At 66.6% G+C, this 12,752-nt stretch carries 14 protein-coding genes; 10 read left to right on the top strand and 4 right to left on the bottom strand.

What is annotated here, in order from left to right; genetic code table 11:
• Positions 1–500: biotin--[acetyl-CoA-carboxylase] ligase (locus WAO18_RS16700; protein ID WP_422207362.1), on the top strand; the 500-nt coding region annotated here is incomplete at its 5' end.
• 9 nt (positions 501–509) lie between these two features.
• Complete coding sequence (locus WAO18_RS16695; protein ID WP_422207361.1) at positions 510–1,028, top strand: PH domain-containing protein; 519 nt, start codon at positions 510–512, stop codon at positions 1,026–1,028.
• Here the strand turns inward: WAO18_RS16695 and WAO18_RS16690 are convergent.
• On the bottom strand, positions 983–1,642 hold the full coding sequence (locus tag WAO18_RS16690; protein ID WP_422207360.1) for a GtrA family protein: 660 nt from the start codon (positions 1,640–1,642) through the stop codon (positions 983–985). The two genes, WAO18_RS16695 and WAO18_RS16690, sit on opposite strands and share 46 nt — an antisense overlap.
• An 86-nt stretch (positions 1,643–1,728) precedes the next feature.
• On the opposite strand from WAO18_RS16690, the gene WAO18_RS16685 reads away from it, so the two are divergent.
• The 4 genes from WAO18_RS16685 (at position 1,729) to WAO18_RS16670 (ending at position 7,384) form a co-directional block, all read left to right on the top strand.
• Positions 1,729–2,955 (top strand): 5-(carboxyamino)imidazole ribonucleotide synthase, encoded by a 1,227-nt coding sequence (locus WAO18_RS16685; protein WP_422207359.1) that lies wholly within the window; start codon positions 1,729–1,731, stop codon positions 2,953–2,955.
• Positions 2,948–3,463: a 5-(carboxyamino)imidazole ribonucleotide mutase gene (gene purE, locus WAO18_RS16680; protein ID WP_422207358.1), complete on the top strand. Its 516-nt coding sequence runs from the start codon at positions 2,948–2,950 to the stop codon at positions 3,461–3,463. Before WAO18_RS16685 ends, purE begins: the two co-directional genes overlap by 8 nt.
• 34 nt (positions 3,464–3,497) lie before the next feature.
• Positions 3,498–4,658, top strand: a complete 1,161-nt coding sequence (locus WAO18_RS16675; RefSeq protein ID WP_422207357.1) for an acyl-CoA dehydrogenase — start codon at positions 3,498–3,500, stop codon at positions 4,656–4,658.
• Positions 4,659–4,744: 86 nt separating this feature from the next.
• A complete protein-coding gene (locus tag WAO18_RS16670) occupies positions 4,745–7,384 on the top strand; it encodes an ATP-binding protein (protein WP_422207356.1) in 2,640 nt (879 codons plus the stop codon).
• A 1-nt stretch (position 7,385) separates the two neighbouring features.
• On the opposite strand, the gene WAO18_RS16665 is transcribed toward WAO18_RS16670, so the two are convergent.
• Positions 7,386–8,165: a DUF2127 domain-containing protein gene (locus WAO18_RS16665; RefSeq protein ID WP_422207355.1), complete on the bottom strand. Its 780-nt coding sequence runs from the start codon at positions 8,163–8,165 to the stop codon at positions 7,386–7,388.
• 102 nt (positions 8,166–8,267) lie between these two features.
• Between WAO18_RS16665 and WAO18_RS16660 the strand changes: the two genes are divergently transcribed.
• On the top strand, positions 8,268–8,669 hold the full coding sequence (locus WAO18_RS16660) for a hypothetical protein (RefSeq protein ID WP_422207354.1): 402 nt from the start codon (positions 8,268–8,270) through the stop codon (positions 8,667–8,669).
• Complete coding sequence (locus WAO18_RS16655) at positions 8,576–9,169, top strand: GNAT family N-acetyltransferase (RefSeq protein WP_422207353.1); 594 nt, start codon at positions 8,576–8,578, stop codon at positions 9,167–9,169. Before WAO18_RS16660 ends, WAO18_RS16655 begins: the two co-directional genes overlap by 94 nt.
• On the opposite strand, the gene WAO18_RS16650 is transcribed toward WAO18_RS16655, so the two are convergent.
• Positions 9,166–10,071: a class I SAM-dependent methyltransferase gene (locus WAO18_RS16650; protein WP_422207352.1), complete on the bottom strand. Its 906-nt coding sequence runs from the start codon at positions 10,069–10,071 to the stop codon at positions 9,166–9,168. The two genes, WAO18_RS16655 and WAO18_RS16650, sit on opposite strands and share 4 nt — an antisense overlap.
• A gap of 263 nt (positions 10,072–10,334) precedes the next feature.
• Between WAO18_RS16650 and WAO18_RS16645 the strand changes: the two genes are divergently transcribed.
• On the top strand, positions 10,335–10,538 hold the full coding sequence (locus WAO18_RS16645; RefSeq protein ID WP_422207351.1) for a hypothetical protein: 204 nt from the start codon (positions 10,335–10,337) through the stop codon (positions 10,536–10,538).
• An 82-nt stretch (positions 10,539–10,620) separates the two neighbouring features.
• Complete coding sequence (locus WAO18_RS16640; protein ID WP_422207363.1) at positions 10,621–11,280, top strand: cation transporter; 660 nt, start codon at positions 10,621–10,623, stop codon at positions 11,278–11,280.
• A 15-nt stretch (positions 11,281–11,295) separates the two neighbouring features.
• On the opposite strand, the gene WAO18_RS16635 is transcribed toward WAO18_RS16640, so the two are convergent.
• The coding region (locus WAO18_RS16635) for a PPE family protein (protein WP_422207350.1) at positions 11,296–12,752 on the bottom strand (1,457 nt) is incomplete at its 5' end.

Here is a 12,752-nt window from a genome sequence, read left to right as displayed (position 1 = left end):
GGGTCGCGGTGGCCGACGCGCTGGCCGCGCTGGGCGTGCGGGCGGGGCTGAAGTGGCCGAACGACGTGCTGGTGGACGGCGGCAAGCTGGCCGGGATCCTCGCCGAGGTGGCGTCGCCGGCGCCGGTGATCGTGGTCGGCCTCGGGCTCAACGTGACGTTGACCGCCGATGAGGCGCCGGACCCTGCGGCTACCTCGCTGCTGATGCTGGCGTCGTCAGTCACCGATCGAAACGCGCTGGCGCGCAATATACTTCGCGAGCTGGCGGCCCGGGTTGACGCGTGGCGCACTGCGGGCGGCGCCGACCCGGCGCTGCTCGCCGACTACCGGCGCTACAGCGTGACGCTGGGCTCGCGGGTGCGGGCCAGCATGCCCGGTGAACGTGAGGTGGTCGGCGTCGCTCGAGCGGTCGACGAGACCGGGCGACTCTGCGTCGACACCGGTGGCGAGACGGTGGCAATCTCGGCCGGAGACATTACGCACCTGCGTCCCAGCGTCTAAAGTGCCAGCGTGGGCTACCCCGACAATGTGCTGGCCGGCGACGAGCAAGTCGTCTTGCACCGCCATCCGCACTGGAAGCGGCTGTTCTGGCCGGCGACCGTCCTGATCCTGGCCAGCGCGGCCGCATCGTTTGGTTGTGCGGTGGTCAACGGCATGACCTGGGCGCCCAACGCCAAAAGCGTCGTCTACTGGGTGATCGGGGCGATCTGGCTGGTGCTGATCGGCTGGCTGACGGTGTGGCCGTTCTTGAATTGGCTCACCACGCATTTCGTCATCACCGACCGCCGGGTGATGTTCCGGCACGGGGTGCTGAGCCGCAGTGGCATCGACATCCCATTGGCCCGGATCAACAGCGTCGAATTCCGGCACCGGCTGATCGATCGGATACTGCGGACCGGCACGCTGATCGTCGAGTCGGCGTCACAAGATCCGTTGGAGTTCTATGACATTCCGCGCGTGGAGCAGGTCCACGCGCTGTTGTATCACGAGGTTTTCGACACCCTTGGTTCCGAGGAATCACCGAGCTGATTCGCTCGGCTGCTCCGTGAGCGCCAGGCGCGCATCAGCGTGACGTTGCCCCTGGCTTCGACATCCTCGAACACCTCGGCAATCCCGCCGGCGGTGAGCGCAGATTCCAGGGCCTGGTCGCCGGTCCGGGCGGCCTCGTCGGGGAACACCCAGCGCCGGAACGCCCAGAAGCGGAACGCCATCTGCAGCAGGTTGCCGATGAGGTAGGCGGAGATGAAGTCGGCAATGTTCTCCGCGGTCAGCGAGACCATCGGCACCCGCAGCTGCAGGACATAGCTGGAGACCCAGAGCGGCGCCATACTCAGCAGCACGCCGACACCGCTGAACGCGAAGAACAGCAGCGCCTCGTGGTGCCGCTCGCGGCCGCCCCGGTCCCGGAAGCTCCATTCCCTGTTGAGGATGTACGACGCGATGACCGCCACGATGCCGGCGATGACCTTGGCGGTCACCGGCTTGGGCTCCAGGATCGTCAGCTTCAGCGTGTAGAAGATCGCCGAGTCGACGACGAACGTCGTCGCGCCGACGATGGCGAACTTGATCAGCTCGTGATGACGCTCGGCGTAGGGGCGGATCGGCCCCGGCAGTCGGGCGATCGTGGCATCGGCGAAGGACACAATGTCGCAGTCTACGTATTACTGATTAAGGGTGCTCTGTGACCGTGTGACCGCCGACAAATGGGCCGTTCAGCGGCCATGACACCATGATTGCCGTGCCGAGTACCCGCCACATTCCCGCTGCCTCACCCGTCGTCGCCATGGTCGGCGGCGGTCAGCTCGCCCGGATGACGCACCAGGCGGCGATCGCGTTGGGCCAGGGCCTGCGGGTGCTGGCTGCCGATCCCGCCGATCCCGCAGCCCAGGTCAGTGCCGATGTGGTGATCGGCTCGCACACCGATCTCGAGGCACTGCGCCGGGTTGCCGCGGGCGCCGCGGCGCTGACCTTCGACCATGAGCACGTGCCCACTGAGCTGCTGGAAAAGCTGGTCGCGGAAGGCGTCAACGTGGCACCGCCACCCGAGGCCCTGGTGCACGCGCAGGACAAACTCGTCATGCGGCGCCGGCTGGAGGCGCTCGGCGCCGCGGTGCCGCGCTATGCCGCGATCGAGCACCTCGACGACGTCGATGAGTTCGCTCGACGGGTCCAGGGCCCGATGGTGGTCAAGGCGGTCCGCGGCGGCTATGACGGGCGCGGAGTACAGATGGCCGCCGACGCGGCGCAGGCCCGCGAGATCGCGGGTCAATATTTAGATTCCGGCGTAGCGGTATTGGTCGAGGAGCGGGTCGCGATGCGCCGCGAGCTCGCGGCGCTGGTAGCCCGGTCGCCATTCGGCCAGGGCGCCGCCTGGCCGGTGGTCGAGACCGTCCAACGCGACGGCATCTGCGTGCTGGTGATCGCGCCGGCTCCGGCGCTGCCCGACGATGTCGGTGCCGCGGCCCAGCAGCTGGCTCTGCGATTGGCGGCCGAACTGGGTGTGGTCGGTGTGCTGGCCGTCGAGCTGTTCGAAACCGTCGACGGGCAGCTGCTGGTCAACGAGCTGGCGATGCGCCCGCACAACTCTGGGCACTGGACCATGGACGGATCCCGCACCAGCCAGTTCGAGCAGCATCTGCGCGCGGTGCTGGACTACCCGCTCGGCGACACCGACGCGATCGCGCCGGTGACGGTGATGGCCAATGTGCTGGGCGCGGCGCAAACGCCGACGATGTCGCTCGACGAGCGATTGCATCACCTGTTCGCGCGGATGCCCGACGCCCGGGTTCACCTCTACGGCAAAGAAGAACGCCCGGGCCGCAAGGTGGGGCACATCAACTTCCTCGGCAGCGACGCGGCCGGGTTGGCAAACCTGCGTGAACGCGCGGAGCGCGCGGCACACTGGTTGTCAGATGGGGAATGGACGGACGGATGGGACCCGCACAAGAATGACTGACCCCGTACGCGTTGGCGTGATCATGGGTAGCGACAGCGACTGGTCGGTGATGTCGGACGCCGCGGACGCGCTGGCCGAGTTCGATGTCGCCTACGAGATCGGGGTGGTCTCGGCCCATCGCACTCCACAGCGCATGCTCGACTACGCGCAGCAGGCCGCCGGCCGCGGCATCGAGGTGATCATCGCCGGCGCCGGCGGCGCGGCACACCTGCCCGGCATGGTGGCCTCGGCCACGCCGCTGCCGGTGATCGGCGTTCCGGTACCGCTGGACAAGTTGGACGGGCTGGACTCGCTGCTGTCGATCGTGCAGATGCCCGCCGGCGTCCCGGTCGCCACGGTGTCGATCGGTGGGGCCCGCAATGCCGGGCTGCTGGCGGTGCGGATTTTGGCGGCGTCGGATCCGGCGCTGCGCAGCCGGATCGTGGCATTCCAGGAGCAGTTGGCGGAGTCTGTGCTGGCCAAGGATGCGGCGCTGAAACAGCGCCAAGGTAAAGTTACCGGCGAGTAGCACCGAGTAGTCGGGCATAAAGAGGGAGGCCGGGATGGCTGGAGATCCGTCGTTCGATCTGTTCAAGCTCCCTGAGGAGCACGACGAGTTGCGCGCGGCGATTCGCGCGTTGGCGGAGAAAGAGATCGCACCGCACGCCGCTGACGTCGACGAGAAACCCCGCTTTCCGGAGGAGGCGTTGCAGGCACTGAACGCGTCCGGATTCAACGCCGTACACGTCCCTGAGGAGTACAGCGGACAGGGCGCCGACTCGGTGGCCGCGTGCATCGTGATCGAGGAAGTGGCACGCGTCGACGCGTCCGCCTCGTTGATCCCCGCAGTGAACAAGCTGGGCACGATGGGCCTGATCCTGCGCGGGTCAGACGAGCTCAAGAAGCAGGTTCTGCCATCGATGGCCTGCGACGGCGCGATGGCGTCGTACGCGTTGAGCGAGCGCGAGGCCGGCAGCGACGCCGCCTCGATGAGGACCCGGGCCAAGGCCGACGGCGACGACTGGATCTTGAACGGCGCCAAGGCCTGGATCACCAACGGCGGCAAGTCGACCTGGTACACCGTGATGGCGGTGACCGATCCGGACAAGGGCGCCAACGGGATCTCGGCCTTCATCGTGCACAAGGACGACGAGGGCTTCAGCGTCGGGCCCAAGGAAAAGAAGTTGGGCATCAAGGGTTCTCCGACCACCGAGTTGTACTTCGAGAACTGCCGGGTTCCCGGCGACCGGATGATCGGTGAGCCCGGTACCGGGTTCAAGACCGCACTGGCCACGTTGGACCACACCCGTCCGACCATCGGCGCGCAAGCCGTCGGCATCGCCCAGGGTGCGGTGGATGCAGCGATCGCGTACACCAAGGACCGCAAGCAGTTTGGCGAGTCGATCAGCTCATTCCAGGCCGTCCAATTCATGCTCGCCGACATGGCGATGAAGGTCGAGGCTGCGCGGCTGATGGTCTACAGCGCCGCCGCCCGCGCCGAACGCGGTGAGTCGAATCTCGGCTTCATCTCGGCGGCGTCGAAATGCTTCGCCTCCGATGTGGCGATGGAAGTCACCACCGACGCTGTGCAGCTTTTCGGTGGCGCCGGATACACCACCGACTTCCCGGTGGAGCGTTTCATGCGCGACGCCAAGATCACCCAGATCTACGAAGGCACGAACCAGATTCAGCGCGTGGTGATGTCACGCGCATTGCTGCGCTGAAAGTCGGCAACACCTACAGCAAATTTCCAGCGAATGTGCAGTTGACGCGCATCGCAGGGCCGGTGACGCTACAGTCACAGTGCATCATGTCCCCCTTGGTGAATGCTTTGCTGGAACGCGAAGCGCCTCTGGCGCAGTTGAATGCGCCGGCGTATCGCGTGGCCCGCGGCGGCCCCGGGGAAGTGGTCTTACTACGCGGCGAGGCCGGTATTGGAAAGACCACATTGCTTGCCCAGTTTGTCGATCGACTGGATGCACGACTGCGGGTATTGCGCGGCTGGTGTGATCCGCTGGGCGCGCCGCGCCCGCTGGGCCCCCTGACCGATGCCCTTGCCGGGCTGGACGCTGCCGCTGGGGCCCGGCTCACCGCGGCCGTCGACTCGGGGGATACCGCACAGATCTATCGACAGCTGTTGGCCGCGTTGGGTGACCGCGAGCGCTGGGTGTGGGTGATCGAAGACGCGCACTGGGCCGACAGCGCCACCCTGGATCTGGTGCGGTTCCTGGCGCGACGGGTGGCGGCACTGCATTTGGTGCTGGTGATCTCGTTCCGTGACGACGAACTGCCCGCGACCCATCCGCTGGCCGTGACGCTGGGGGACCTGGCGAACTACCCGTCGGTGAGCCGAATCGAGTTGGCGGCGTTGACCTTACCCGCGGTAGCGTCGCTCGCCGCCGGCACCGGACTGAATGCCGAGCAGCTACATCACGTCACCGGCGGCAACCCGTTTTACCTCACCGAGGTGCTGGCTGCCGGGCCGGACGCACTCACTCGTAAAGGCTTGCCGCGCAGCATTTCCGAGGCGGTGTGGGGGCGGCTCGGACGGTTGTCGGCCAAGGCGCGGGAAACCGCGCACGCGGTCGCGGTATGCGGCCCGCGTGCCGATGTCGCGCTGTTGGAGAAGATGTACCCCGAGACCCGGACGGCGCTGCATGAATGTCTCGGCGCCGGCGTGCTGACGGCCGAGGGGGACCTGGTCGGTTTCCGTCACGAACTCGCCCGCCGGGCCACGGTAGCGCAGATCCCCGATTTCGACCGCATCGATCTGCACCGACGTGCGCTGGCCGTGCTGGCGGCGCAGCCCACCGATGCGAACACGTTGGCGGCATTGGCATTTCACGCCGATGAGGCCGGGGAGATCGAAGCAACGATCCGCTATGGCATCGCTGCGGCCGAACGGGCCGCGGCACTGGGAGCCAATCGGGAAGCCGCAAGCCTGTATGCGCTCGCGTTGCGTCGCGCCGGCACGAGTTCTGACCAGAGCCGGGTCGTCTGGCTGGAGCGACACGCGTTCGCGTGCTATCTGAGCGGGCAGGCTGATCCGGCGGCCGCATCCCTGCGCGAGGCAATCACGTTGCGGCGCAAGCTGGGCGACCAACTAGAAGAGGGCGACGACCTGCGCTGGCTGTCACGTCTGCTGCAGCCGCTGGGACGCGCTGCCGAGGCCATCGACGCGGCGCACGCTTCGCTGCGATTGCTGGAAGACCTCGGCCCGTCACCGCAGCTGGCCTGGTCGCTGATCAACATGGCGCACATCAGCGCCCTCGCGCTGGATCCGGTCTGCGCCGACTACGCGGGCCGCGCCCACACGCTGGCCGGCGAAATACAAGACCCCGCAGTCGATATCCGGGCGCGTGGCTATACGGCGCTAACCACCGTATTCAGCACCGGCACCGGCTGGGATGAGTTGGAGAGCGTATGGCGTGAGGCGCTGGCCACCGAGGGGCTGGAGGAGCACGCCGGAGTGCTGGGCGTCCTGATCTACTGGTATGCGGTACTGCGATGCGAATTATCCCGTGCTGAGGGCTATCTGGCGGAGGCATTGCGGTTCTGCGATAGCCGCGACCTCGGCATGTTCAGCTCGCTGCTGACCGCGGCGTCGACGCTGGCAGCGTTGCACGGCGGGGATTGGGAGCGCGCCGCCGTCATTGCCGAACAGATCATGACTCTGCCCGAGTTGAGTCCGCAGCACCGGATCCTGCCGCTGGTGACGCTGACCCTGCTCCGGGCCCGGCGTGGCCAGCCGCCCGCTACTGCGCCCGAGGTTGACGCGGTCGACGGCGCCCAACCCGGCAACCTGGTGCACCTGGGTGCGTTGTGGGCGGCACGGGCCGAGGTGGCCTGGTTGGCCGGCGATGACGAGCGGGCCCTGGCCGAAGTGCAGAACGGGCTGGCGTGTTCGCGCGAACAGGCCGACCCGTGGCAAACCGGCCAACTGTACCGCTGGGTTCGCTTGGCCGGCGGCACAATTGAGGGCACCAACCGCGACCCGATGACTCCGTTCGACCTGGAGGTCGGCGGGCAGTGGCAGCGCGCGAGCGAGGCCTGGACGGCCCGGGGCTGCAGCTACGACGCGGCGCTGGCCCAACTCGGCGGCGATGCTACAGCGGTGAACTCGGCGCTGGCCACCTTCCGTCGACTCGGCGCCAAGGCGGCGGCCCGGCGCGCCCAGCAGCGGCTGGCCGCCCTGCGCGAGCGGGCCCCCCGCACGAAGCAGGCGGACCGCGATTCAGACCCGCACGCGCTGACCGGACGCCAGCGCCAGGTGTTCGACCTGCTTGCGGCCGGGCTCAGCAACCCGGAGATCGCCGCAGAGTTGCATATCAGCCCGAAGACGGTTGGCCACCACGTCGAGGCGATCTTGGCCAAGCTGGGCGTGCAGAACCGCACCCACGCGGTCGCCTTTGCGCTGCAACATCAGGCCGCCCTACCGGCGGAGTCTTAGGTTATCGAGTTGCACTGGAAGCGGTTTCGCTCAGCGCCGCGCTTTCGACACTGAGCAGGCTTTCGGCTTCGTGCTCTTCGCGGTAGGCCTTCGCGCCGCCGTTGAGCCCGAAGAGTCGCTTGCTCCACAGCAGCCACACCACCGCGACGATGTTGACCAGAAGGGCGAAAAGCCTTAGAGCCGTGATTTTTTCGGTCAGTTCGTAGATTTCCAGGGGCAGGAACACGCTGGTCGCGATCACCGCAAAGTATTCGCCCCACCGTGCCATCAGCCATAGCCCGACCGCCTCAATCAACTCGATCAGCGCGTAGGCGGCCAGGCCCACCGCGATCCACTGCAGCGTCGACGACGACAGCGCGAACGCGTGGGCGATATGACGAATGAGCTTGGAGTTCTCCGGATCCCAGCCGACCTGGTTCGCCAATGGCTTGAGCAACGGAATGTCTCGGTCCAGCGCGTGCTGCAACCGCTCGCGCGATCCGCTGACCTTGAGCACTCCCGCGGCCACTAACAGGAAAATCACGCTGCGGAACGCGCGTTCGATGGCCAGCGCACGCATCAAGGTGCGATCCCGCAGGAACCGTCCCCGTGGGATTTCCGGCGCGGTGTTGGCCGGTCCGCTACGCCGGGGAGGACCAACGACGAAAGTCTCGCAGCGCAGGCAACGCCAGGCTTCGCCGATCGGGGTGTCGGCCTTCAATCGCTCCCGGAGCTTCGGCTCATCGGGAGCGAATGTTGCGTGGCCGTGCAATCCACACGAGCGCAGAGCAAAATCCACCATGAGAGCACGCTACAGCGACTTTCCCGGCTGCCAGCGCTATCGGCGAACGCGCCCGAACTGTACGGTGACCGGAAGGAATCCGCCGACCAGGAGCACAGGCCGATGAGCGCCACCCGCGAGGCCCTGCGCAATGATCTGCTGCAAGAAGCCCTGGGAAAGCCGATCGATCTCAATGCGGTGGATTGGCATGTCAAACACCACAATCCGTCGGCCTCGCCGCTGGAATTGCAGCACGAGACACTGGATGCGATTCGCGAGTGGGTGACCGACGGGCTGTTCAAGATAGGCGCACTCACCGGTAAGTCGCAGCGTTTTGCGGCGTGGCATCATTCGCTCGACCATTCGCTGCACGAAATCTCGCACAAGTACGTCAAACACTATGACGATCCCGAGAAATGGATGTACTCGGTGTGGCTGTCGCTGACGGCAAAGGGCGAACTGCTCGCGCGATCGCTCGAGGAGAAAGACATCGACCGCTACCGCCCGAAAGCGACCGGGGTCTGACAGCGCCGCGGGTCAGGCCTGCCACCGACGACGACCTCGAACGCGTCTGCGAGATCGTCAACCACTACATCGAGAAGACCGTCTTCAACTTTCGGACCGAGCCACAGAGTGTCGACGAGGTACGCACCCTGTGGGCGCAACGACACCAACGGTTTCCCTGGCTGGTGGCGACGGACGACGATCACGTGCTCGGGGTCGCCTACGCAGGCCCGTGGAATGAGCGGGCCGCCTATCGGTGGACCGTCGAAACAACCATCTACGTTGATCCCTCGGCACACCGACGCGGCGTCGGGGAAGCGCTCTACGCCGAGTTACTCGACCGGCTGCGCCACGGGGGATTCCACAGCGCCATCGCGGTGATCGCGCTGCCCAACGAACCGAGCGTCCGATTGCACGAGCGGCACGGGTTCACTCGCGTCGGTCATCTTCTGGAGGCCGGCCACAAACATGGCGCGTGGCACGATGTCGGCTTCTGGCAGTGCCGGCTGGGCAACCATTAACGTACGCCGAGTTGTGCTGTGCAGTAATAGTTTTCGGTCTGGGCCTCGTTGCGCTCCGGCACCGGCAGCCCGGCGTCGGCCAGCAACTGACCGGACCGTTCCCGGGTCGTCTGCCAGCCCCGCTCGTTGAGATACGTGGCGACGTCGTGACGCTCGCCGCCGTACCACAGGTCATCGATGTGGGCGTCGAGTCCGTGCTCGTACCACTTCTGCGCGGCGGTGTGCATGACTTCCACTGACTCCGTTGCGCTCAGGAAGATCTCCACGACCAGCCTGCTGCCCTCGGCGCTGAGTGCGGTGATGTTGTCCAGCAGGCGATCCTGAGCCTCCGGCGGCAGGAACGCAAGCAGGCCTTCGGCGACCCACACGGTGGGCCGGTTCGCGTCGAAGCCGGCCTGTCGCAAGGCCGCGGGCCAGTCGTCGCGCAGATCGATCGGCACCGCGCGCAGGTCGACCGTTGGCGCGGCGCCGGCCGCGGCCAGCGTGGCGATTTTGAAATCGGTCACCTGCTGCTGATCGATCTCGAAGACCACCGTCTCGGCAGGCCAGGACAGTCGGTAGCCGCGCGCATCGAGGCCGGAGGCCAGGATCACCGTCTGCCGGATGCCGGATGCCGTCGCGTCGGTGATGAATTGGTCGATGAGGCGCGTGCGGACAGCCATCAGGTCGGTCATCGGCTGCATGCCCCACGGGTGGCCGGGAATGTCGACATCGTCGGCGCTCAGCTCACCGATCGCCCAGCGGGTGAAGAAGTCGACGCCAACCGCCCGCACCAGCGGTTCGGCGAAAGGGTCGTCGATCAGCCCGGCTTGGGTGGCACGGCCCCGGCCCGCGGCCACCATGGTGGCGGTGGCCCCCACACTCGTTGCCAGATCCCAGGTGTCGTTCTCACTGCGCGCCATACCGGCCATGGTACCGATCCGATACTGGGAATTACCTTGTGGTGTTGCGCCCGAGCGTGATTCGGCCCGCTGCCGCCCGATCCGGTTGTGCGGGACGAAATTCAGCGACATCACTTAACGCCCCGGTCAGGTTCCATTCACTCTTCCGGGGTCGCGGCCGAATAAGGTACCGCCCTATGAGCGCACCTTCGCCTGTGCCAGCGTCAGGGGTGGCGTCCGACGGCAGCTGGTCTCCGCCACGGTGGGAGACCACCTTCATCAGCGTGACGAACGAATCCCTGCAAGTCGTCATTGACGAAGCCAATCGGCATACGAACGCTCACGGGCTCGAAGGCTGGGAGGTGGTGAACTCCTCGGTGCAACGTGTGCAGGTGTCCCACCATTTCGCGGGGTATGACAAGGGCGGCGAGTTCTACTTCGAGTGGAGCATCGTTTGCACCATGAAGCGGCCGTTGCCGCCTCGATAAACGTGTGCCGGGGATGCCCGCGTCGCGCATTGACTAACATCGCCTGGTGACCGAATCCCGTTCGATCGGCGATCCGGCCGGGCTGCTCGCCGACGACTGCTGCGGCGAAGCCGGGCACGGACACCCCGTCGCGCATGACTCGCGATGGCAGCACGGTGCGCGGTGGGCGTGGCGATTGGCCTGGGTCAGCATGGCCGCCATGCTCACCGAGGGCGTGGTCGGGCTCTGGCAGGGCCTCGCGGTCGGCTCCATCTCGCTGACGGGGTGGGCGCTGGGCAGCTTGCCGGAGGCGCTGGCCAGCGCGATGGTGGCGTGGCGGTTCTCCGGCTCACGCACCTCCTCGTCGACCGCCGAGCGTCGCGCCCAGATCGGTGTCGCATGGTCGTTCTGGCTGACCGCCCCCTACATCGCCGCGGAATCCATCCACCATCTGCTCGACGAGCACCACGCCGACACCTCGGTGATCGGTATCGCGTTGACGGCCGCCTCGCTGGTGCTGATGCCGATCCTGGGCCGGGCCAAGCATGCGCTCGCCGACCGGCTGGGCTCGGCGGCCACTGCGGGCGAAGGCACCCAGAATTACCTGTGCGGCGCGCAGGCTGCGGCCGTCCTGGTCGGTATGGCAGTGGCCGCGGTCTGGCCGATTTGTTGGTGGATCGACCCGGTGATCGGTCTGGGCATCGCCGGCGCCGCGATCTGGCAGGGCGTCAACGCATGGCGCGGCGAGGACTGCGGCTGCTGAATCCCGCGAGGATCGTCAGTCTTCGTCAGTGACGTCGGGCGACTCGTTGCCCCACGTGCTCGGCATCATCGGCATCCGAGGCGCGCTGCCGAAGTCGTCTTCGGCCAGCGTGGCCAGTCCGGTCGCCGCACCCGCGCTGACTTTGGTTGCGGTTCCGGAGAATCCGAGCGGTCCGGCCCCGTCCGTCGAGGGAGATACGGACGGCTCAAGATCCATGTATTCGTAGCCGCGGCCGAGTCGTTCGACGGTCTCGCGACGACGCCGCCCGCCCGGCGTCTTCTTCGGGGCAACCGCGGATACTTGGTCCTCGGTGCCCTGGGCCGGTTGCGGCTCCTTGGCCTTCGCGGCCTGGTCCGCCGCTCGCCGGGCACTCGCCGACAGGACACCGATCATGTATAGGTAACCCTGCATCGTGGCCAGCGGTGGCCCGGCCGGCGTCGGCGGGGGCGGCGGAGGTGTATGCACCGGTACCGAGTTCACCACGTGGGCCGGGACCGGGGCCGGTGCCGCGACCGGAGTCGGAACGGGCATCGGACTCGGCGGTACCGCCAGCGCGAAGGCCGGCGGAATCGGTGGGATGGGTATCGGTGGGATAGCAGCCAGGCCCGCCAAGCCCGCCAGGCCCGCGAAGCCCGCCAACGGGGCCGCCGCCAACGGAATCAGCGGGACGGTCAACAGCGGCAGCACCGTGGGGATCAGTATCACCACCGATTCGAGCAGCGTCTTCAGCAAGGCGATGGTGTCGGTGATGACGGTGCCGATCGCTTCGACGGTGCCGAGCACCAGGGTCAAGCCGATCGCATAAGGGTTGCCGGTAGCAAATGCGGCGGTCAGATCGAGTCCGATAAACGAGAAGGTCTCGGACAGGTAGGCGACGTAAGACCCGATATCCATCGGATAGCCAAGCGCGAACGCGATATTGAGCGGGTTGAGGAAGGAGAGCGGATTACCGAGCAAGGGAAGGTAGGGGTCGATCTGGGTGAAAAGCGCTACCAGAAAAGGGTTGTTCTCGAAATTGTTGATCAGCGGCTGCAAGACGTTGTTGTAAAAATCGGTGTACCCGATCTTTTGCAGCCAATCCAGCCATTGCTGCTCTGTGTCGGGGGGCAACGTCGGCGTATTCGAATCTGCAGTCGACGCAGCAGAATTCGCTTTGAGCACCTGGGGCGCGGCGGTGGTTTGCGGCGACGCCGCGACCGCCGCCCCCGCGATGGTTTGATAAGTGCCCATCACCGTGGCTGCCTGGACCCACATCCGCGCGTAGTCGGCCTCGTTCACGGCAATCGGAATGGTATTGATACCAAGGAAATTCGTCGTCAACAGCACGCCGTGGGTGACGTGGTTGGCAGCCAACTCGCCCAGCGTCGGCATGGCTGCCAGCGCGGCGGTGTACGCCGTGGCCGCCACCTCCTGCTGCGCGGCGGTCGCTGCGCTATCGGCACTGGCCTGCGTCAGCCACGCCAGATACGGCA

Source organism: Mycobacterium sp., from assembly GCF_049278535.1.
GTDB lineage: Bacteria > Actinomycetota > Actinomycetes > Mycobacteriales > Mycobacteriaceae > Mycobacterium.
This window is presented reverse-complemented; position numbering and strand designations above follow the sequence as displayed.